Genomic DNA, 22,391 nt, shown 5'->3' with positions numbered 1-22,391 from the left:
GGCCGGCAAGTCTACTCCTGGGAGGGGCTGACGCCGAAGTAGCGCTTGTACTCGCGACTGAACTGCGAGGTGCTGCGATAGCCCACATCGCCAGCAGCCCTGGCCACATTGACCCGCTGCTGGCTCAGCAGGACCCGCGCCCGAAGTAGTCGCAGGCGCTTGAGATACTGCACCGGTGACAACTGTGTCACGCGCTTGAAGTGATGGTGGAAGTGCGAGGCGCTCATGTTGGCACGTTCGGCGAGCGCTTCCACTGTCAGCGGCAGCGCGAAATGGCGATGAAGGTAGTTCAGCGACTCGGCGATACGCGCGTAGTGTCCCTGCTGCTGGACCAGCTCCCGCAGCGACTGGCCTTGCGGGCCGTTGAGCGCCGCGAACAGCACCTCCCGCACCCGGCCCGCGCCCAGGGCCCGGCTGGTGCTCTCATCCTGCAGGCAGTCGGCCAGTCGTTGTACCGCTTCCGCCATGGTGGCATCGAGGGGGACCGCCGCCATGGGCTCGGGGGAGCGACGATTGCCATCGGCCGGTGTCGGCAGGTGGTGAACCAGTTCGCTCAACGTCAACGGGTCCACATCGATGGATAGGCCCAGCAGCGGCGCGCCGGGGCGGGCGAGCGTCTCGCACTCGAAGGGTAGCGGCATCGCCTGTACCAGATAGTTGCCGGGACCATAATGAATGACCCGGTCCTCCAGATAGCCGATCTTGTCACCCTGCGCGATGATGAAGAGCCCCGGTTCGTAGATCAGCGGTGTTCGCGGACAGCTGCATTCCGAGGCGATCAGCTTCACCCCGTCGATGTGGGTGGCGGAGAAGCCGTTGGTCCTGGCCAGCGGTGCCAGTGCCCGGGCCAGACGGGAAGCCCAGTCCGGGGCCGGCCGGGTCGGTTCGATGGCGTCTGGCTGATCGCTTGGCGAAACCTGAAGTGAGTGCTCGAGCATGACGTCTCCCGAAAGTGGGGCGATACGGAGGATCAGCGTATTGTGCATGAAAATGGCGTTATAAAATAACAAAATGCGCCATCTCAAGAGAATAGGGCGGATGTTCGACAGGATCCGGCATGGCGGCCGTCAAGCGCATCGACCACACTGGTCGCGTTTCCGCGCCCCATCACGGCGCATCATTCGTCTTCTCGACCAAGGGTTACCGCTATGACTCAGGCTACTGCCACGCCCGCCAAGGGTTACGCTGCGCATTCCGCCACGACGCCGTTGGCGCCCTGGGACTTCGAGCGCCGTGCGCCGCGCCCGGATGATGTCTCGATCGAAATTCTCTACTGCGGCGTCTGCCACAGCGATCTTCACTTCGCTCGCGACGACTGGGGCATGGCCTCCTATCCGGTCGTGCCGGGGCACGAGATCGTCGGTCGCGTCACGGCCGTGGGCGATGACGTCAGCCAGTACCAGGTCGGCGATCTGGTCGGCGTCGGCTGCATGGTGGACTCCTGCCGCCAGTGCCAGGCCTGTAACGAAGGCCTCGAGAACTACTGCGCCGAAGGTTTCGTGATGACCTACGGCAGTCCCGACAAGCATGACGGCACCCTGACCCAGGGCGGCTACTCCGACAAGGTCGTGGTCAGCGAACGTTTCGTCGTGCGCATGCCCGATGGCATCGACCTCAAGTCTGCCGCGCCGATCCTGTGCGCCGGTATCACCACCTATTCACCGCTGAAACACTACGGCGTCAAGCCGGGTGACAAGGTCGGCATCATCGGCATGGGCGGTCTCGGCCATATGGGGGTCAAGCTCGCCAAGGCGCTGGGTGCCGAGGTCACGCTGTTCACGCGGTCCGAGTCCAAGAAGGCCGAGGCCAGAAAGCAGGGCGCCGATCACGTGGTCATCTCCACCAACGACGACGAGATGGCAGCGATCACCGAAACCTTCGACTTCATGCTCGACACGGTGCCGGTGCAGCATGATATCAACCCCTATCTCAATGCCCTGAAGCCGGATGGCACGCACATTCTCGTCGGCCTGCTCGAGCCGATCGATCCGGCGATTTCTGGTGCCAACCTGGTGTTCCGTCGTCGGGTGCTGGCCGGTTCGCTGATCGGCGGCATGCCGGAAACCCAGGAAGTGCTCGATTTCTGTGCCGAGAACGGGATCACCTGCGACGTCGAGATGATCAACATCGATCAGATCAACGAGGCCTGGGAGCGCATGCAGAAGGGCGACGTGAAGTATCGGTTCGTGATCGACATGGCATCGATCAAGGAGAGCTAAGAGCTCCTAGCCAAGAGCCAAGAGCCAAGAGCCCCGAGCCTCGAGCTTCGAACGCCAGCGACGATGTCGCTGGCGTTTTTCGTGAGACAGGTTAAAGGGCCCGCCGGCTTCGGTGGGTCGCTGTCTCGCGGACGGCACACCTTTACCGTCACCCTGTACATCTCGAGTCCATGCTAAGCCGGCAATGATGCTGGCCATGTCAGTCACCACTAAAAACGATCTGCCAATCCAGCCCTCCCCTCGGCCTTGCTGGTGAGTCGTCAGCAGTGTGCTTCCTCCAGCACAAGGTTTGCACTGAGCAAGTGCAGGGAATGGCAAACGAGCGCAAGAATGGAAAGAGAGGTGGCATACCCATTCGTAGAATAATTATTCAAGGCCATGAAATTTAAAGTAAAGCTTTTCTTTGGCATGAAAATCGTACATGGAAAGGGCAGGAGAAAATTCATATCGCTTTAAGAGAAAGAAAATGGGACGTGCACGAGCTAAGATCGGTGCCCTCGATGTCTGGAGAGTTGCAAGAACTCCCAGTTCTGAAAACGTTGGAGGATCTGTCGCTATCGGGTCATCATTGGTCGATGTTTATCCTCTAGGTGTTCTTTCTACTTCGGCTTTCTACGTCGGAGAAAATAGGAGGCTCGATAGTCTGCATCGCTCGAGCCATGAGAGAGCAGTCCGATGCTGACCATGAAGGTAAGGGGCAGCTGATATTGGCTTTCAGGTCAGTGAGAGTTTCATTTTCCGGTCAGACAGCCTGCAAATATCCGGTTACGTCTTGAATGACACCGCTCGCCAATTGGTGATGGCATGTCGGTAACGAGTATTTTTCGTGCTCTGAAAACTTCCAGTAATTTGATGCTACTGGGATTTCTTTCCTCTTTTTTTGGAACGATGCTTGTTGAAGGTAGTGTGCCCTCCATGGTTGCATTGGGTTTCTTGCCGCTAGCCTGGGTGCCAGTATATTCTACTATTACACGCCTGTTGGACTCATCGAGTGTCTTTTTTGCCAGGTACCTGGCGAGATTTAGAGCAGGCAGTATATTGGTGTTCTGTGAGTGTGCTGATATTTTTCTGTCGGCATTGGCAATTCTCGTGATTTGGTCGGTTCCTGTTAACCCTGCGCTGGTTTTGTCGATCTACATATTGTCCGTATCGTTTCTTCCAACTCTGGTCGATTTGGCGGAGGAGATGTATGCCGAAAATATATCCAGAGTGTCGGAATCCGCTGCGCTCAATTTTAACGCCACTGTGCTCATGTTGGTTCCTGCCGTTTCTTTAATAGTAGCAAAGCCCTTGGGGAGTCTGGTTGTAGAGTCTTCTATCTTGCTCTTGATTTTGGCGAATGCCGTTTTCTCTGCGGCAGGCCTTTTCTTTAGGCTGGCCTCTTTGAGGTGTTCTGACTTGGTTGAGCTCCAGGTGGGTAACGGGTCTTTGGATAAAGGTAGCTCTCGAACACGCTTCCGCACCGAGTTGCTTAGCTATGCTCCTGGCGCCGCATTGCTGGTTCCTACGATCTCGCTAACGTCCGGTTTGACGAGTATGTATCTGGTGATATGGATATCGCAGTATTTTGAGAATGCAGGTGGGGCGATCGCCTTTTTCATTATGATTGGCGGGGTTGGAATGGTGATCGGACCGTGGTTGGGCAGAAGATTTATCAGGGTTTACAAGTTCTCGGCCAATGTTGCTGGTTGCCTTATTGTTCTGTTGATGCTCAATCTTGTGGCCTTTTTTCTGGCGCTGTCAGGTTGTTTCATGTTCGGTGGAAAATTGATATTTATTGTATTGTCGTCAGTCTATTTATTTTCGAGCTCGGTTTTTGCTAGCTGGATATATTTCGTGAATGTTACTGCGCGGCAAAAAAGGTATTCAGGTGGTCAGTTTGCCAGCGCACTTGGCTTATCCCATACACTTTCTTCGGTTTTGTTTATGCTGGGGTCATGGTTGGGGCTGGCTCTGGATGTCGCTGGAGACCCGACTCCTGCGTTTATGGTCATTGCTATCGTGCTTGTCATTCCGTTGTGGGCGATGGACTTTCAAGACGAGCTGCGATCCGAGAAAGGGTAGAGTGTTGTGCATGAACTGTGGTCCAGGTGAATGAATAAATGTGGCTTGGATGTTGTCCTCCTTTATCCGATGTCTCCTTGTGGGCCCATGGCTCGCTGGCCTGTGGTAGCGGCTCGCAGCGGTGAGGGAGGCTCTCTGCTCTGTAATGAGCTGTCGGGGCGCTCCCCCTGTATGCAGTGCGGTGGGCAGCGCAGTTCGAAAAATTTTACTCGAGCCCGTGACGTTTTACCGGGCTCGCGTGGCAACGGCTCGTGAAAGCCAGATAAGCGGCGGTACAAGGCACTCCTCGAAGCGAAGCATCGCTGGCGGAGTCGGTGACAAGCGTCTGGTGTCTCTCCGCTTTCAGCCAGTGGTGCACTGGCGCTGTTTCCGTTTCGGGTAGCGCCCGATGACTTCGCGGCTCAGGGCTGAACCCTCACCAATCCCTCCTGCGCCGTCGAGGCCACCAGGCGGCCGTCGCGGTCGTAGAAGCTGCCACGAGCGAAACCGCGTGCGCCGCCCGCCCAGGGGCTCTCCATCACGTACAGCAACCACTCGTCGATCCTGGGGTCCTCGTGGATCCACAGGGCGTGATCCAGGCTGGCGATGCGCAGGCGTGGATCGCCGAACTCCACATCGTGGGCCAGCAGCGAGGTCAACAGCAGGTTGAAGTCCGAGCTGTAGGAGAGCAGGTAGCGGTGCAGTGCCGGGTCGTCCGGCATCGGGCCGCCGGCCATGCGGAACCAGATCATCCGCGAGGGCGGACAGTCATGGCGCTCTTCCACGGTGATGAATTCGACGGGGTGTCCGCGAAAGCGCTGGTGGACCGCCTTGCCCTCCGCCAGCAGCGCCTCGGGCGTGGGTACCGCCGGCGCCTTGGGTTGGTGGCTCAGGCCGTGTTCCCGTCCCTGGAAGGAGGCGCTGCAGAAGAATATCGGTTTGCCTTTTTGAATCGCGGTGACGCGCCGCGTCGTGAAGCTGCCGCCATCGCGAACGCGGTCGACGGAGTAGATCACCGGGAGCTGGGCGTCGCCGGGGCGGAGGAAGTAGCCGTGCAGCGAGTGCAGGTAGCGATCCTCGGGCACCGTGCGGGTCGCGGCGGCGGCGGATTGGCCCAGAGCCTGACCGCCGAACAGTTGCGGCAGCCCCAGGTCCTGGCTCTGACCACGGAACAGGTTCTCCTCCAGCGCTTCCAGGCCAAGAAGCTGGATAAGGTCGTTCAGCGCTTGTGTCATTCGGGTATCCTTGATGGCGCGTCGATGATGGCTGGTCACGAGTATATCCTGCTCGATGGTGACTCGCCGCGACGCGGCGCGGCAATACGGGACGATCATGATACGCAACGACGAATTCTACATGCACCGGGCGCTGGAGCAGGCCCGGCTGGCGCTGGAGGCTGGCGAGGTGCCGGTTGGCGCCGTGGTCGTCGATGGCCGGGGCGAGCCGATCGGCGCCGGCTACAACTGCCCCGTCGGTGGTCAGGATCCGACCGCCCATGCCGAGGTGCAGGCGCTGAGAAGCGCGGCGCGGGCGCTGGGCAATTACCGGCTGGACGACTGTACGCTGTTCGTCACGCTCGAGCCCTGCCTCATGTGCACGGGGGCGATCATCCATGCCCGGATTCGGCGGGTCGTCTACGCGACTGCGGAGCCCAAGGGCGGTATGGTCGAATCCCGCGCCAACCTCTTCGCGCAGCCCTGGTTCAACCACCGGGTCGAGATCGAGGGTGGCGTGCTGGCCGCGCCGGCGAAGCGCTTGCTTCAGCAATTCTTCCGGGAACGCCGGCGGGCTGACCCGTAGCCGTGACCCGGATCAGCTGGCGTCGGTGAGAATCACGCGATTGCGTCCGCCCTGTTTGGCGCGATAGAGCGACTCGTCGGCGGCCTGGAAGAGTCGATCGCGACGGATCGGAGGCTCGTCGGTGATACTGACGCCGATGCTGAGCGTCACCGGCACGTCGCCCGGCAGGAGCAGGCCACTCTCGGCCACCGCCCGGCGCAGCGCCTCGGCGATCTCTCCGGCGGTCCGGCGATCGCAGTTCGGCAGGCAGGCCACGAACTCCTCTCCTCCGTAACGGGCGAACAGCCCGCCCGCCCGTTCGACCGGTAGCCGGCAGCGCTGGGCGATCGTCTTGAGATAACGGTCCCCCTCCAGGTGGCCGAAGTGGTCGTTGACGCTTTTGAAGTGGTCCAGATCGCAGATCAGCAGTGCCAGCGGTAGCGGGTCCCGATGATCGTCCATCCAGCGCAGCAGTTCGCGACGATTGGGCAGTTGGGTCAACTCGTCGTGGCGGGCGATCCATTCGATCTCCTGCTGAAGGCGCTCGCGCTCCTTCATCTCCTCGCGCAGAGAGGCGTTGGCCCGGTTCGCCAGGCGATGCTGATGGGCCAGTCTCCTGTAGATATAGAGCACCATGTGCAGCAGGTAGGCCAGCAGGATGCCGAAGACGAGGGTGATCTCCGGCAGCCGACTCCGCTGGACCTGTAACCAGTGCAGAGACGGCGCCACGCTCAGGGTCAGCCGGTCGGCACCCAGGGCGACCGACTGTTGATACCGCCAGTCCGCGAGATTGCCCAGCGGGCCGTAGTGAAAGTAGAGCTGGCGGTCGCTACTGAGGGTCACCGCGCGATCCTGGTTGGACGTCTGCGCCAGTAGCGAATTGAGCAGCTCGTCGACGCTCACCACCATCCCCACGGCACCGCGCAGGGTTCCATCGACGACATCGCGTACCGGGATATAGCTGATCACGCCGCGCCCACCCTGAATGAAGTCGACGATCCCGGTCTGCCCCTCGATGCCGTAGACCAGCGGGTGATCCAGTGCCTCTCGGCTCTGTAAATCCGACAGGTAGAGGTTGGTGCCGAGTACCTTCTGATTGCCTCGTAACGGATAGACGCGGATGACGGTACCGTCGAGGTTGATGAAGGCGATGTTGCGGAAGTAGCCGAAGTCGTCATGGTATCGCCTGGCCTGTTGCTCCCACTCGGAGCGGGACGGAATATAGCCCAGCATGTTCCAGAAACTGGTGAAGCGTCGCATCGCCTTGAGATGGGAGGCGGTCTCCGAAGCCATCCAGGTGGCGATGTCGTCGCCTTCGTCGGCGGCAAGGTCATACAGGCGCAGGTTGTCGGTCTGCCGTTGCTCCTGCCAGCTGACCATGGCCAGCAGCGCGATCAGCCCGCCGGCTGCCAAGGGTGGCAGGATCCGCCGCCAGTAGCGGCGGAGCGTGGGAAGAAGCGCAAGGCCCTGGGCAGACCAGAGCAGCCATAACGCCGCCAGGATCGCCAGGGGCACTGCCGTCGTGCTGGAGGCGTATTGCGGCGGTGGAGCCAACGAGCGGTAGCTGAGCCAGACGCCGCCCATGGCGACCAGCAGCAGCAGAATCGGTGAGCCCAGGCCAAGGCGCGACAGCAACAGCACGTTGAGGGTCAGCCCGAAGATCATGCAGAGCGAGAGAACCGGCGGTCGGCTGCGGAAGAGCTCCCAGCCGCCTGGCAGATGATCGAGCCAGCGCTGCCAGATATCGACACTGAGCCAGGTCTCCGCCACCAGATAACTGGCAAGGATGGTCAGGGCAAGGAGCCCGGTGGGAATCAGCAGCCAGCGACTGGCCCGGATCCACTGGTGCAATGCGGAGATCTGGCCTAGCCAGAGCGCGCCCAGCAGTGGCATCAGCAACCAGCGTTGATCCGGTCCGCCGGCGGGGAGGAGGGCGATTAGCGCGACCGGAAACGCCAGGTACAGCGACAGACGAGACACCACCATAGGCATAGGCGTTATGGTTCTCCACGGCGCGGTCGCCGATTACAGCAGCGGAGCGACGATTTCGAAGGGCGTGGTGCCCTCGTCGTCCAGCGCGCGCTCGCCCAGTTGGTTAAACTGTTGCTGGCTGCGATTGACGTACTTCAGTATCTCGTAATAACGGCGGATGTTACGAACGTAGATTACCGGTTCGCCGCCACGAGCGTAACCGTGGCGCACCCGGGAGTACCACTCGCGCTCCTGCAGCAGCGGCAGCGCTTCGCGGACGTCGGCCCAGCGCTCGGGATCGCCGCCGCGCATGCGGACGATTTCCTGGGCGTCGAACAGGTGTCCCAGGCCGACATTGTAGGCGGCGAGCGCCATCCAGGTTCGATCGGGCTCAGGTATGTTATCGGCCAGGCGCTGTTTGACTTGAAGCAGGTATCTGGCGCCACCGTCGATACTCTGTCGCGGGTCGAGACGATTGTCGATGCCGACCTCTTCGGCGGTGGGGTGCGTCAGCATCATCAGCCCGCGAACGCCGGTCGGCGATTCGGCATCGGCCTCCCAGTGCGACTCCTGAAAGCCGAGCGCGGCCAGAAGATGCCAGTCGAAGCCGGTCTCCCGGGCGGCCTCCTTGAAGTAAGGCACGAAGCGCGGCAGCCGCGTCCCGACATGGTGAATGAACAGTCGGGCGCCGACGTATTCGAGATAGTCGTCGTGGCCGAAGTAGCGCCCCACGAGTTCGTCGAGCTTGCCGTTGCGACGCTGGTCTTCCAGGAAATCGTTGGCGGCGCTGAGCAGGTCGATCGGCTGATTCGCCGAGAAGGCCCAGGCCAGGCTCACGGGCTTGCCCAGTGGGAAACCGCGCTCGACATTGGGAAAGAACAACCGGTTGAGCCTGAATTGCTGGGTGTAGACCACTGCGGCATCGAGGTCGCCACGCTCGACCATCTCCATCAGATCGGCGATGGTCAGGCCTTCGGCTTCCTTCCAGCCCAGCCCCGGCAGATTTCGCTGCTGCGTGCGCAGCGCCGCGGCATTGCCGGAATCGGCAATGACGCCGATACGCAACCCCGGAAGATCGTCCAGCGTGCGTACCGGAGGGAGACCGCGGCGGTAGACCACCAGCGGCTGCAGCGTCAGGATCGGCTGGCTGTAGCGGATGCCTTCCCGATCCAGGTCGAGTGCCAGGGCGGCGGCCCCCACGTCTGCGTCGCCACGCCTCACCTGGCCGATGACGCTTCCGATACTGGCTTCGGTATCGACCGACAGGCTGACTCCCAGCGACGCCGAGAAACGGCGCATCAGCTCGTATTCGAAGCCGGTCGGGCCATGGCCCCCGGAATAGAAGGTGATCGGCCCGCCGCGTGTCGCCACCTGCAGGAAACCGCGCTTCTGGATCGGCTCGAGTCCGTCGCTGAAAGGCGGTACCCATTGAGCGGGGCAGAGGACGATCGTCAGCGCCAACAGCAGTACCAGTGCGCGCCGCAGACGTGTCAGGAGCTTGGCCATGCAGTCGGATCGGTGAGAGCGTGACGGCACACCATAGCCGGCCGCCGTCCCGCTGTCATCTATTGGCTACCACGCTACACGTCCCGCAAGGCGGGGGCGCGGCTTCGGTGCAAGGGACGGCCTGGCGCCCCGCAGGGGCATCGGCCGGCGCCGGTTCCGTTGCCTTAGCGAGCGTCGTCGCTTTCCAGTATCATGTCGCCCTGATCCCGGCATTGCTGCCCGTCTCGCACGAGACAAATGCGATCCTCGACCGTCCTGGAGGCTTTCCACGCCATGCTCGAATTGCAAGGCGCCCCCGCGCTATCTGCATTCCGTCACGCCAAACTGCTCGCCGATCTTCGCGCCGCCGTTCCCGAAGTCGAGTCTCTCAAGGCGCACTACGTTCATTTCGTCGACCACCATGACGAGCTCGACGATGAGGCACGTCGGGTGCTGGAGCGGCTGCTGGACTATGGCCACGGCGCCGAACCCGGACGGGACACGCCGCCCGAGGGGCATCTGTTCCTGGTCGTGCCCCGTATCGGCACCATCTCGCCGTGGTCATCCAAGGCGACCGATATCGCCCACAATTGCGGGCTCGGGCAGGTCGCGCGCATCGAGCGTGGTATCGCCTATCGGCTGACGCTGAAAAGTGCGCCGACCGCCGATGCCTACGACATCCTTGTCTCGCGTCTGCATGACCGCATGACGGAAACCGTGCTGTACGACGCCAGCGATGCCGCCAAGCTGTTCTCCCATCACCAGCCGGCACCGCTGGCGACCATCGACGTGATCGAGGGCGGACGCCCGGCGCTGGCGGATGCCAATAGCCAGCTCGGCCTGGCACTGGCGGAAGACGAGATCGACTATCTGGTCGAAGCGTTCGAGGCGCTGGGCCGCAATCCGACGGACGTCGAGTTGATGATGTTCGCCCAGGCCAACTCCGAGCACTGCCGCCACAAGATCTTCAATGCCGACTGGGTCATCGACGGCGAGCCGCAGAGCCGCTCGCTGTTCAAGATGATCAAGAACACCTTCGAGCAGTCCGGCGACAAGGTGCTCTCGGCCTACAGCGACAACGCCGCGATCATCGAGGGGTCGACGGCGGGGCGCTTCTTCCCCTCGCCCGAAGATCAGGTCTACGGCGCGACTCGGGAACCGATCCACATCCTGATGAAGGTGGAGACCCACAACCACCCGACGGCCATCGCGCCGCATCCGGGGGCGGCCACCGGTGCCGGCGGCGAGATTCGCGACGAGGGCGCCACGGGGCGTGGCGGCAAGCCCAAGGCGGGGCTGACTGGCTTCACCGTCTCCAACCTGCGCATCCCCGAGTTCGTGCAGCCGTGGGAGGCGTTCGACTACGGCAAGCCCGAGCGGATTCAGTCGGCCCTCGACATCATGCTCGAAGGTCCGATTGGCGGGGCGGCGTTCAACAATGAGTTCGGTCGGCCCAATCTCAACGGTTTCTTCCGCACCTTCGAGCTCGACGCCGTCGGCGCCGCCGGCATCGAGCGCCGCGGCTATCACAAGCCGGTGATGCTGGCCGGCGGCTACGGCAACGTGCGCGACGCTCACGTGCTCAAGGGCGAGATTCCCGTTGGCGCCAAGCTGATCGTGATGGGCGGCCCGGCGATGCTGATTGGCCTCGGCGGCGGCGCGGCATCGTCGATGGCGTCGGGTGCCTCCAGCGAGGACCTCGACTTCGCCTCGGTGCAGCGCGACAACCCGGAGATGGAGCGCCGCGCTCAGGAAGTGATCGATCGCTGCTGGGCGCTGGGCGACGACAACCCCATCGCCTTCATCCATGACGTCGGCGCCGGCGGGCTCTCCAACGCCCTGCCGGAGCTGGTCAAGGATGGCGGTCGCGGCGGCCTGTTCGATCTGCGCGCGGTGCCCAATGCCGAGCCCGGCATGAGCCCGCTGGAGATCTGGTGCAACGAGGCCCAGGAGCGCTACGTGCTGGCGGTGACGCCGGCGCAGCTCGAGCGCTTCGACGCGCTGTGTGCCCGCGAGCGCTGCCCCTACGCGGTGGTCGGCGAGGCGACCGAGTCTCATCACCTGGCGGTTCGCGACGGTCATTTCGAGGCCGATCCGGTCGACCTGCCGATGAGTGTACTGTTCGGCAAGCCGCCCAAGATGCAGCGCAGCTTCGAACGTCACACCCTCAACCTGCCCGGCCTCGGGCTCGACAATCTCGACCTGCGGGAAGCGCTGGATCGCGTGCTGCGCCTGCCGACCGTGGCCTCGAAGAGCTTCCTGATCACCATCGGCGACCGCTCGATTACCGGTCAGGTCGCCCGCGACCAGATGGTCGGCCCGTGGCAGGTGCCCGTCGCCGACTGTGCGGTCACCACTGCCAGCTTCGATACCCATGCCGGCGAAGCGATGGCGATGGGCGAGCGGCCGCCGGTGGCCTTGATCGACCCGGCGGCGAGCGCGCGCCTGGCGGTGGCGGAAGCGATCACCAACCTCGCCGCCGCGCCGATCGAAAAGCTCTCCGACATCAAGCTCTCCGCCAACTGGATGAGTGCCGCCGATCACGTCGGCGAGAACCAGGCGCTCTACGATGCCGTGCACGCGGTGGGCATGGAGCTGTGCCCTCAGCTTGGCATCGCCGTGCCGGTGGGCAAGGACTCGATGTCGATGCGCACCGCCTGGCAGACGGAAGCGGGTGACGAGAAAAGCATTACCGCACCGCTGACGCTCAATATCACCGGCTTTGCCCCGGTCACCGACGCGCTGCGCACGCTTACCCCGCAGCTGCGCCTCGACCAGGACGAGAGCGACCTGATTCTGATCGATCTCGGTCGCGGCCAGCATCGGCTCGGCGGCTCCGCCCTGGCGCAGGTCTATGGCCAGGTCGGCAACGTCTGCCCGGATCTGGACGAAGCCGAGGATCTGGTGGCGTTCTTCAGCGTCATTCAGGGACTCAACGCCGACGGCAAGCTGCTCGCCTACCACGACCGCAGCGACGGCGGCCTGATCGTGACCCTGCTGGAGATGGCCTTCGCCGGCCGCGGCGGGCTCGAGATCAAGCTCGACTGGCTCACCGACGATGCCGTCGGCGCGGTGGATGCCCTGTTCGCCGAAGAACTCGGCGCGGTGATCCAGGTCAACCGCCAGGACACCGAATTCGTGCTGGCGCAGTTCGCCGCGGCCGGCCTCGAGACCTGTGGCGTCATCGCCCGTCCGCGCTATGACGATCAGGTCCGCGTCACGCTGTTCGAGGAGCCGCTGCTGGAAACCACTCGGGCCATGACCCAGCGTGTCTGGTCGGAAACCAGCTATCGGATGCAGGCGCTGCGCGACAACCCGGAGTCCGCCAAGAGCGAATTCGACGGGCTGCTCAACCTGCGCGATCCGGGGCTGTCGGCCAGCCCGACCTTCGATGTCGACGACGACATCGCCGCGCCTTACCTCCAGACCGGCGTACGGCCACGGGTGGCGATCCTGCGCGAGCAGGGGGTCAACGGGCACGTGGAAATGGCGGCGGCCTTCGACCGTGCCGGCTTCGAGGCGGTCGACGTTCACATGAGCGACATTCTCGCCGGGCGCCTCACCCTCGACGACATGAAGGGCCTGGTCGGCTGCGGCGGCTTCTCCTACGGCGACGTGCTCGGTGCCGGTGGCGGCTGGGCCAAGTCGGCGCTCTACAATGCCGCTGCGCGCGATCAGTTCGCGGCCTTCTTCGAACGTGAAGACACCTTCGGCCTCGGCGTCTGCAACGGCTGCCAGATGTTCTCGCAGCTGAAGGAGCTGATTCCCGGCGCCGAGCGCTGGCCGCTCTTCGTCCGCAACGGCTCGGAGCAGTTCGAGGCGCGCGTGTCGATGGTCCAGGTCGAGGAGAGCCCGTCGATCCTGCTCGCTGGCATGGCCGGTTCGACCTTGCCGATCGCCGTCGCCCACGGCGAGGGCCAGGCGCTGTTCGAGGATAGCGGCCACCTGCGCAGCATGCAGACCAGCGGCCAGATCGCGATGCGCTATATCGACAACGAAGGCCAGGTGACGACGCGCTATCCGGCCAACCCCAACGGCTCGCCGGCCGGTATCACTGGCCTGACCACGCCGAACGGCCGCGTCACCATCATGATGCCCCACCCGGAGCGGGTCGCCCGCGCGGTGACCAACTCCTGGCGGCCGCCGGAGTGGAAGCAGGACGGCGCCTGGATGCGGATGTTCCGCAATGCCCGTGTCTGGGTCGGATGATGTAAAGACGTGACGCCAGCGGCGTTATGACGAAAACCGGCTTGCCCTGGGATCACTATCCTGGAGCAAGCCGGTTTTTTATGGGTCTCTTCTTGGAGTGGAGTGTGTCCGCCCCTCTAGTGCTTGGATCCGTTATCGCTCGAATCCTATCAAGGCGCGTAGTTTCTCAAGCGAGGCATTCTCGCGCCGGGCATAGAGCGAAAGCTCGTCGATGACCTCTGCCCCCAGCGCCTGCTCGAAGTCGTCACGGTTGGCGTGGCCGGCGTAGCCGTCGCTGCGCGCATCGCCGAGATTGGACTGGAAGATGCCGGCCGCACTCACCGGCAGGAAGTCCTCGTAGGTGATCGGCTGGGCGCTGACCCAGCCGCGGGCGATCGCTGCTTCCAGGTCCACTGTGGCCAGATCCACGGCCGCCAGGTCCGCCCTCTCCCCACTCACCGCCGCCTCTCTGACCGCCTCGCCCGCCGGGGTCAGGCGGTAATCGAAGTAGGCCAGCCCTTGGTGACGTAGCTGAGCAGCATCATCGGGAAACGCCGTGAAGACGTCGTCGAGCAGCTGCTGGTGGGCGGTGTTGTCGAGGCCCTGGCTGCGCTCGCGGGCGGTCGCTAGCAGGCGGTCGTAGCGCTCGCGCCCGGCCGGCGTCAGCGCCATGCCGCGCTGCTCGATCTCGCCGAAGCGCGCGCTGTGCGAGCCCTGCTGGCGGTCGGCAAAACGAATCTCCTCCTCCAGCGCCTTGAAGCTGGTCTGGCGCAGCAGAATCGGGCAGGCGCGCCGGGGCGGACCCTCGATCACCGCCTTGGGGGTGATCCCGGCCTCGGGCATGCGGCGCTGAACCGAATCGATGTCGAGGGTGCGCGGGGTCAGGTGGTTGATATGCGGGCCGCGGAAGCAGACCACGTCGGCGATCAGCCGGTGCTGGTCGTGCAGGGCGCAGTAGGTGGGCCAGTCCACGGTCGCCTCGCGGTGCCAGCGGAAGGTCTCCAGCGCGGCGGCGACGAAGCGCTCGGCGTCCTCTTCGCTCAGCCCGCCCTGGTCTTCGTGGCGCTCGATCAGCGCCAGCGCCTCCGGGGTAAAGATCTGGCGTGACGCAAGGATGTCTGCGGCGCGCTCGCGCAGCTGGGCATCCTCGATCAGCTCCAGGCGCAGCAGCGAGGTGAAGACGCGGAACGGATTGCGTGCCAGCGCGGCATCGTCCACCGGGCGGAAGGCGGTGGAATGGACTGGCACCCCCGCCGCGGCGAGATCGTAGTAGCCCACCGGCTGCATGCCCATCACCGCGAACAGCCGGCGCAGGCCGGCCAGCTCTGCCGCTGTGCCCACGCGAATGGCGCCGTGGCGCTCGACGTCGAGGCGCGCCAGATCGTCGTGGGCATCCAGCTTGGCGGCCAGCTCGGGGTCGCCCGCGAGGGTCTCGCGGTTGACGGTCTCGACCAGTTCGAGAAGCGTGCCGTACTGGGGCACCTCGGCCTGGTACATCGCCGACATGGCGCGCGAGAAGCGATCGCGAATCGCGTCGGGGGAGAGAAAAGAGGGCATGGCAAGTCTCCTGCAAGGGGGCGCGTCAAAAAGGGGGGGGGCGGATTGGGGGGTGGCCAGGGCGTGACGCGCTCAGGCGCGCAGCGTGGCCAGGGCCTCGCCGAGCCGCGCCAGGCCCTCATCGAGAATCTCGGGTTCACTGGTCAGCGGCGGCAGCAGGCGCAGCACGTTGCGCTTGCGCCCGCTGGGCATCAGCAGCAGGCCGCGTGCGCGCGCCGCGGCGAGCAGCGCGCTCAGGTGCTCGGCGCCGCTGGCGTTGGGGGTGTCCTCGAGCATGATGCCGCGCATCGCCCCGATCCCGGTGAGGGCACCGACCATGGGGTAGCGGCCGCTGGCTTGCCACTCGCGGTGGTGGGCCAGCACGCGCGACTCGATCGCCTGTGACCAGCGTGCCAGGTTGGCGTCGCTCATCTCCGCGATCACCGCCAGGGCTGCCGCGCAGGCCAGGGCGTTGCCCGAGTAGGTGCCGCCCAGCCCGCCCCGGGGCAGGGCGTTCATCACTGTCTCGCGGCCCGCCACCGCCGCCAGCGGCAGCCCCGCGGCCATGCTCTTGCCCAGCAGCAGCAGGTCGGGCTCGACCTCCAGCTGCGAGAACGCGAAGCGCGCCCCGGTACGCCCGAAGCCGGACTGGATCTCGTCGAAGATCAGCAGGATGCCCAGCGCCTGGCAGCGCGCTTGCAGCTGGCGGGCGAACTCGGGGCAGAGCCGGCGGAAGCCGCCGTCGCCCTGCACCGGTTCGACGATGATCGCGGCGACCTCCTCGGCGTCGACCTCGACCGCGAACAGCCGCTCCAGCGCGGCCAGGGCCGTGGCGGCGTCGACCCCGCTGTCCGGCCCCGGGAACGGCAGGTGATGCACCGGGCCGGGCAGGCTGCCCAGACGCTGCTTGTAGGGGGCGACCTTGCCGCCCAGGTTGAGTGCCGCCAGGGTGCGTCCGTGGAAGGCGTCGTCGAAGGCGATCACCGCGGTGCGCCCGGTATGGGCGCGGGCGAGCTTGAGCGCGTTCTCGGTCGCCTCGGCGCCGCTGTTGGTGAGCATGCAGCTGAGGGGATAGCTGACCGGCACGAACTCATCGAGCGCCTGGGCCAGATCGAGATAGCCGCGGTGGGGCAGGGCGTTGAAGGCCGAGTGGGTCAGCTTGCTTAACTGCGCCTGGATGGCCGCCAGGACGCGGGGGTGGCCGTGCCCCAGGTTGAGTACGCCGATGCCGGCGATGAAGTCGATATAGCGCTGGCCCTGCTCATCCCAGACCTCGGCGTTGGCGCCGCGCTCCAGACAGATCGGGTGGACCACCCCGAGGGCGTGGCTGACGTGGGGAAACTCCATGGGCGGCTACCTGCGGTGGCGACGATGACGGTTCGGGGTCATCAAAGCAGCCCGGCAGGCGGCGCTTCAAACGAAAAAAAGCCGCGGTATCATTCCAAAAATTCTGGATTCTCCCGCCGGCTATGCGTCGGTCGGTGCGGGCGCCTGCACCGGCCCCAGGGTGGGGCGGTCGCGATGCTCGCACATCCAGTCGAGAAAGCCGCGCACCTTGGCCACCTCGCCCTTGTGTTCGGGATAGGCGAGATAATAGGCGTCGCGGCTCGCGAGCGCGTGGGGCCAGGCCTGCACCAGCAGCCCCTGATCGAGCTCCTCGGCGGCGAGCACCCGCGGCACCAGCGCCACCCCGCAGCCCACTCGCGCCGCACGCAGCAGCATCTCGAAGGTATCGAAGCGCGGCCCGTGATAGCTGTGCTGGGTGTAGAGCCGCTGATCGGCGAACCAGGCGTGCCACGCCTCAGGGCGCGAATCGCTCTGCAGCAGCACCTGCTGGGTGAGCGCGAGCGGGTCGTCGAAGCCGCCGGTGGGCACCAGCGAGGGCGCGCATACCGCCACCATCTCCTCGTCGAGCATATGGATGCACTCCGCCTTGGGCCAGACGCCGCGGCCGTAGAAGAAGGCGGCGTCGACCCGCTCCTGTTCGAGATCGAACGGCTGCGTGCGGATACCGATATTGAGATAGACGCCGGGGTAGCGCAGGCGGAAACCGTTGAGCCGCGGCACCAGCCAGCGCGCGCCGAAGGTCGGCAGGGTGGTGACATTGAGCACCTCGCTCTCGCCGCCGTAGGACTGCATGTAGCGGGTCGACATCTCGACCTGGGCCAGCACCTTGCGCACCTCGGTGAGATAGAGCGACCCCTCCGGGGTGACCTGCAGCCGGCGTCGCACGCGGCGGAACAGCGGATGTTCGAGAATCGCCTCGAGCTGGGCGACCTGCTTGCTCACTGCGCTCTGGGTCAGGCTCAGCTCGTCGGCGGCGCGGGTGAAGCTCAAATGGCGTGCCGCGGCCTCGAAGCACTGCATGGCGGTGAGGGTGGGGAGGTGACGACGATTCATGGCAGCCTGCTGACAGGAAAAAAAGGAATGACGTCGGTATAAAACGTCGTTTGTGGCGCGTCAATGGCCGGCGCAATACTGCCGCGACACCTTTTTCGTTCCGGCAGCAGGAGAACAACATGATCGACGAGATCCTCGGACGCCTCGGCGTGGCGACTTCGGCCTACCGCGACGGCGACTACGTGATCACCTCGCCCACCGACGGCGGCGAGCTGGGCCGGGTCAGCACCGAATCCGCGGCAGCAGTGACCGCGCGTATCGACCGCGCCGAGCGCGCCTTCGCGGCCTGGCGTCAGGTGCCGGCCCCGCGGCGCGGCGAGTTGGTACGGCTGTTCGGCGAGCAGCTGCGCTGGCACAAGGAGGATCTCGGCGCACTGGTCACGCTGGAGTGCGGCAAGATCCTGCAGGAGGGGCTGGGCGAGGTCCAGGAGATGATCGATATCTGCGATCTCGCCGTGGGTCAGTCGCGCCAGCTCTACGGCCTGACCATCGCCTCCGAGCGCCCCGGCCACCACATGCGCGAGAGCTGGCATCCGCTGGGGCCGATCGGCCTGATCACCGCCTTCAACTTCCCGGTCGCGCCCTGGGCCTGGAACGCCGCGCTGGCGCTGGTGTGCGGCAACAGCCTGCTGTGGAAGCCCTCCGAGAAGACCCCGCTGTGTGCGCTCGCCTGCCAGGCCCTGCTGGAGCGAGCCATGGCCGACTTCGGCGACGACGCCCCGCAGGATCTGAGCCAGGTGATCATCGGCGAGCGCGAGGCCGGCGAAGCCCTCACCGACGATCCGCGGGTGCCGCTGATCAGCGCCACCGGCAGCACCCGCATGGGACGTGAAGTCGCGCCCCGGGTCGCCGCGCGCTTCGGTCGCAGCATTCTCGAGCTGGGCGGCAACAACGCCATGATCCTGGCCCCCAGTGCCGATCTCGACATGGCCGTGCGCGGCATCCTGTTCTCGGCGGTCGGTACCGCCGGCCAGCGCTGCACCACCCTGCGCCGCCTGATCGTCCACGAATCGGTGCGTGACGAAGTGGTCGAGCGGATCAAGAAAGCCTACGCCAACGTCACCATCGGCGACCCGATGCAGGGCAACCTGGTCGGCCCGCTGATCGATGCCCAGGCCTTCGATCAGATGCAGTCGGTGCTGGAGAAAGCACGCCAGCAGGGGGCCAAGGTCTTCGGCGGCGAGCGCCAGCTGGCCGAGACCTATCCCAATGGCTACTACGTCTCGCCGGCGATCGTCGAGGTCGCCGAGCAGGACGAGCTGGTCAGGCACGAGACCTTCGCGCCGATCCTCTACGTGCTCGGCTACCGCGACTTCGACCAGGCGCTGGCGCTCAACAACGACGTGCCGCAGGGACTGTCGTCGTGCATCTTCACCACCGACGTGCGCGAGGCCGAAGCCTTCGTCTCCGACCAGGGCAGCGACTGCGGCATCGCCAACGTCAACATCGGCCCCAGCGGCGCCGAGATCGGTGGCGCCTTCGGCGGCGAGAAGGAGACCGGCGGCGGGCGTGAGTCCGGCTCCGACGTGTGGAAGAGCTACATGCGCCGCCAGACCAATACCGTCAACTACTCGCGCGAGCTGCCGCTGGCCCAGGGCATCAAGTTCGACTGACGCCTCGCCGGAGCGCCCTCCTGCGCTCCGGCACGCCTTTCCGCAGTCTCCAACGCGATCCCCGATACGCGCACCAATAACAACTCCGGGAGAAGGTCGATGAGTGACAACGTTCGCGTGGGCGCCATTCCCAGCTTGCCCATGGCCTTGGCGCCGCTACTGCTCACGGTGGCGCTGCTGATGACGCAGTTCTTCGTCTTCGGCGACTTCACGCCCCACATTCCGCTCGCCTGCGGCATCCTGATCTGCGCCTTCTTCGCGCGCCTGCGCGGCATCCCCTGGACGCGCATGGAGGCGTCGATGCTCAAGGTGATCAAGCTCGGCCTGCCGGCGATCCTGATCCTGCTCGCGGTGGGCATGCTGATCGGTACCTGGATTCTCGCGGGAACGGTGCCGACGCTGATCTACTACGGCATCAACCTGGTCTCGCCGGGCTGGTTTCTGGTCGCCACCTGCCTGATCAGCTCGCTGATCTCGCTCGCCGTGGGGACCTCCTGGGGCACGGTGGGCACCGTCGGTCTGGCGCTGATGGGGATCGGCCATGGCCTCGGCATCCCGGTCTATCTGACCGCGGGCGCGCTGGTCTCCGGCGCCTTCTTCGGTGACAAGATGTCGCCGCTCTCCGATACCACCAATCTCACCCCGGCGGTCTGCGAGACCGACCTGTGGACCCATATCAAGAGCATGATGGCGACCACGGTGCCGGCGATGACGCTGGCGCTGCTGGCCTACGCCTGGCTCGGTGCCGGCTACGCCGATCAGCTGATCGACGTCGGCGGTATCGATACGTTGCGCCGCACGCTGGCCGAGCACTTCACCCTGAGCTGGATCACGCTGATCCCGCCGGTGGTGGTGATCTCGCTGTCGATGGCCCGATTTCCGCCGTTCCCCACCATCTTCGGCGGTGCCGCGCTCGGTGGCGTGATTGCGATCCTGCTCCAGGGCAGCGACGTGCAGGCGGTGTTCGACGTGATGCAGAACGGCTACGTCGCGGATACCGGCAGCGCGGCGATGGATACGCTGCTCTCCAAGGGGGGCGCGATGTCGATGACCTGGGTAGTGACGCTCACCCTGTTCGCGCTCGGTTTCACCGGGATGCTCGAAGCCTACGGCACCATCGACGCGATCATGCTGCACCTGGCCAAGCTGATGCGTGGCCGCTTCAGTATGGTACTGACCAGTTCGGTCACCACCGCCTCGGTGGGCACCGTGGTCGGCGACGTCTATACCACCCTGGTGCTGCCGGGGCGGCTGCTCCATGGGCAGTACCAGCAGCTGGGCTACCGCACTTCGGTGCTGTCGCGCACCATCGAGGACAACGGTACGCTGCTGTCGCCGCTGATCCCGTGGAACATGGGCGGCAGTTTCGTCGCCGCCACCACCGGCGTGCCCACGCTGCTCTATGCGCCCTTCGCCTTTGCCTGCTGGCTGTCGCCGCTGTTCGGCCTGCTGTGGGCACTGCTCGGCCGCTTTGTCCCGCGGGAAACGACGACAGCGGATGGGGCGGCCGATGTGGGTCGTATGAGTTCATCGCCTGGAGGCGCGGTACGGGCGGGCGTCACCTGAGCGCGCGGCGTGATCGAGACGCCATCCCAGGCGATGGGATCGGCCGGACATTGGCTGCTGGGTCAGTGGCCGGCCAGTAAGGCATCCAGCAATCAGCGCTCAGGCGAGGAGCGGTCATGCAAGAGCAATGTCTATGGACCCAGGGGGCGCAGGAGCCGGCGCCCGTCACCGAGACGCTGGATGGCGCGCTGCGCACCCGCGTGTGCGTCGTCGGCGGTGGGATCACCGGCCTCTCCACCGCGCTGCATCTGAGCGCCAGCGGCACCGAGGTGTGCGTGCTGGAGGCGGGGGATATTCCCACCGGCGGCTCCGGGCGCAATGTCGGGCTGGTCAACGCCGGCCTGTGGGTGCCGCCGGACGATATCGTCAAGGCGCTGGGCGAGGCCGACGGTGAGCGTGCCAACCAGGTGCTGGGCGCGGCCCCGGCCAAGGTGTTCGCGCTGATCGAGCGCCATGGCATCCAGTGTCATCCCACCCGCACCGGGACCCTGCACCTGGGCCACAACGCCAAGGGCTGCGACGAGTTGGCCCGCCGGCGCGACCAGCTCGTGGCACGCGGGGCACCGGTCGAGTTGATCGAGGGCGAGGCGTGCGAACGGCTCACCGGGACCCGGCGCATCCGCGCCGCGCTGTGCGACCGCCGTGCCGGCACGCTCAACCCCGCCGAGTATACCCGCGGGCTGGCCCGTGTCGCCCAGGCCCAGGGTGCGCGGCTGTTCACCCACAGCCCGGTGTCGAACATCCAGCGCGAGGGCGACGGCTGGCGCCTGAGCACCCCCCGCGGCAGTGTCGTCGCCGACCGGGTGGTGATCGCCACCAATGCCTACGCCCAGGAGAGCTGGAACCAGACGCGCCAGCACTTCTTCGCCGGCCACTATATGCAGGTCGCCTCGCGCCCACTCTCCGGGGCCGCGGCGGATGCCATCCTGCCCGAGCGTCAGGGCGCCTGGGATACCCGCACGGTGCTCTCGAGCATCCGCCGCGACGCCGCCGGGCGGCTGGTGCTGGGCAGCCTGGGGCGTGGCGAAGGGCGGCCGCGGGCCTATCTGAAGTGCTGGGCCGACCGCATCGCCGGCCACTACTTTCCCGAGCTGGGCCCGGTCGAGTGGGAGTGCACCTGGAGCGGCCGCGTCGCCTTCACCCCGGATCACACCCTGCGCCTGTTCGAACCGCTGCCGGGGATCGTCGCCGCCTGCGGCTACAACGGCCGTGGCAACACCACCGGCACGGTGGTGGGCGAGGGCTTCGCCGAGTATCTCAGCCGCGGCGACGACAGCCTACTGCCGCTGCCGCTCAAGTCCTACCGCGCCATACGCGGGCGCGGGCTATGGAGCGCCGCCTACGAAAGCGGCTTCTCGCTCTACCACCTGGGGCAGTGCCTGCGTCTGGTGAACTGAGAGGGTGTCTACAAAGTGCCTGCGCTCGACAATACGGCGTTGAAAGTCGGCTGGAGCGCCAGCCTGAGCTCGGCGCCCCCGTCAAAAGGTCATGTAGATCCCGTAATCTGGAGCGTCAGCCCGGTCCGTTTTCGCCGATTTTTGCCTTGGCGACGCGCCCCGGTCTGGCCTTCGCTCGTCGAATTTGTAAACAC

At 65.2% G+C, this 22,391-nt stretch carries 14 protein-coding genes; 7 read left to right on the top strand and 7 right to left on the bottom strand.

The features are described from left to right. Window positions 1-11: 11 nt before the first annotated feature. Window positions 12-938 (bottom strand): AraC family transcriptional regulator, encoded by a 927-nt coding sequence (locus AAGT95_RS02410; protein ID WP_110598033.1) that lies wholly within the window; start codon window positions 936-938, stop codon window positions 12-14. Window positions 939-1,148: 210 nt separating this feature from the next. Between AAGT95_RS02410 and AAGT95_RS02405 the strand changes: the two genes are divergently transcribed. Together AAGT95_RS02405 and AAGT95_RS02400 are read left to right on the top strand one after the other, a co-directional pair. Beyond that, on the top strand, window positions 1,149-2,219 hold the full coding sequence (locus AAGT95_RS02405) for an NAD(P)-dependent alcohol dehydrogenase (RefSeq protein ID WP_110598032.1): 1,071 nt from the start codon (window positions 1,149-1,151) through the stop codon (window positions 2,217-2,219). A gap of 804 nt (window positions 2,220-3,023) precedes the next feature. Further along, window positions 3,024-4,283 (top strand): MFS transporter, encoded by a 1,260-nt coding sequence (locus tag AAGT95_RS02400; protein WP_342595400.1) that lies wholly within the window; start codon window positions 3,024-3,026, stop codon window positions 4,281-4,283. 401 nt (window positions 4,284-4,684) lie between these two features. On the opposite strand, the gene AAGT95_RS02395 is transcribed toward AAGT95_RS02400, so the two are convergent. After that, window positions 4,685-5,497, bottom strand: coding sequence for an acyl-CoA thioesterase domain-containing protein (locus AAGT95_RS02395; protein ID WP_110598030.1), 813 nt, complete (start codon window positions 5,495-5,497; stop codon window positions 4,685-4,687). Window positions 5,498-5,597: 100 nt separating this feature from the next. Here AAGT95_RS02395 and tadA point away from each other — a divergent pair, with 100 nt between their 5' ends. After that, complete coding sequence (gene tadA, locus AAGT95_RS02390; RefSeq protein ID WP_342596572.1) at window positions 5,598-6,062, top strand: tRNA adenosine(34) deaminase TadA; 465 nt, start codon at window positions 5,598-5,600, stop codon at window positions 6,060-6,062. Window positions 6,063-6,074: 12 nt separating this feature from the next. Here the strand turns inward: tadA and AAGT95_RS02385 are convergent, their stop codons facing one another. Then, window positions 6,075-8,033, bottom strand: coding sequence for a diguanylate cyclase (locus AAGT95_RS02385; RefSeq protein ID WP_342595399.1), 1,959 nt, complete (start codon window positions 8,031-8,033; stop codon window positions 6,075-6,077). A 33-nt stretch (window positions 8,034-8,066) separates the two neighbouring features. Continuing rightward, a complete protein-coding gene (gene mltF / locus AAGT95_RS02380) occupies window positions 8,067-9,518 on the bottom strand; it encodes a membrane-bound lytic murein transglycosylase MltF (protein ID WP_110598028.1) in 1,452 nt (483 codons plus the stop codon). 273 nt (window positions 9,519-9,791) lie between these two features. Here mltF and purL point away from each other — a divergent pair, with 273 nt between their 5' ends. Then, window positions 9,792-13,706: a phosphoribosylformylglycinamidine synthase gene (purL, locus tag AAGT95_RS02375; protein WP_342596571.1), complete on the top strand. Its 3,915-nt coding sequence runs from the start codon at window positions 9,792-9,794 to the stop codon at window positions 13,704-13,706. A gap of 132 nt (window positions 13,707-13,838) precedes the next feature. Here purL and hglS read toward each other — a convergent pair whose 3' ends face one another. From hglS to AAGT95_RS02360, 3 genes are all read right to left on the bottom strand, one after another. Continuing rightward, a complete protein-coding gene (hglS, locus tag AAGT95_RS02370; RefSeq protein WP_342595398.1) occupies window positions 13,839-15,242 on the bottom strand; it encodes a 2-oxoadipate dioxygenase/decarboxylase HglS in 1,404 nt (467 codons plus the stop codon). A 72-nt stretch (window positions 15,243-15,314) separates the two neighbouring features. Next, window positions 15,315-16,568: a 2-aminoadipate transaminase gene (locus AAGT95_RS02365; RefSeq protein WP_342595397.1), complete on the bottom strand. Its 1,254-nt coding sequence runs from the start codon at window positions 16,566-16,568 to the stop codon at window positions 15,315-15,317. A gap of 120 nt (window positions 16,569-16,688) precedes the next feature. Then, window positions 16,689-17,621: a LysR substrate-binding domain-containing protein gene (locus tag AAGT95_RS02360; protein ID WP_342595396.1), complete on the bottom strand. Its 933-nt coding sequence runs from the start codon at window positions 17,619-17,621 to the stop codon at window positions 16,689-16,691. A gap of 119 nt (window positions 17,622-17,740) precedes the next feature. On the opposite strand from AAGT95_RS02360, the gene amaB reads away from it, so the two are divergent. The 3 genes from amaB to amaA all read left to right on the top strand — a co-directional run bounded on the left by amaB (window position 17,741) and on the right by amaA (window position 22,197). Continuing rightward, complete coding sequence (amaB, locus tag AAGT95_RS02355; protein WP_342595395.1) at window positions 17,741-19,234, top strand: L-piperidine-6-carboxylate dehydrogenase; 1,494 nt, start codon at window positions 17,741-17,743, stop codon at window positions 19,232-19,234. Between the two features lie 99 nt (window positions 19,235-19,333). Further along, window positions 19,334-20,800: a Na+/H+ antiporter NhaC gene (gene nhaC / locus AAGT95_RS02350; protein WP_342595394.1), complete on the top strand. Its 1,467-nt coding sequence runs from the start codon at window positions 19,334-19,336 to the stop codon at window positions 20,798-20,800. Between the two features lie 116 nt (window positions 20,801-20,916). Further along, the gene (gene amaA, locus AAGT95_RS02345) at window positions 20,917-22,197 is read left to right on the top strand and encodes an L-pipecolate oxidase (protein ID WP_342595393.1); all 1,281 of its coding nucleotides are present in this window, start codon (window positions 20,917-20,919) and stop codon (window positions 22,195-22,197) included. Window positions 22,198-22,391 lie beyond the last annotated feature (194 nt).

The sequence above is a fragment of the Salinicola lusitanus genome, from assembly GCF_038648475.1.
GTDB lineage: Bacteria > Pseudomonadota > Gammaproteobacteria > Pseudomonadales > Halomonadaceae > Salinicola > Salinicola lusitanus.
Note: the sequence above shows the minus strand (reverse complement) of the source record. Positions and strands in the feature narration are given on the sequence as shown.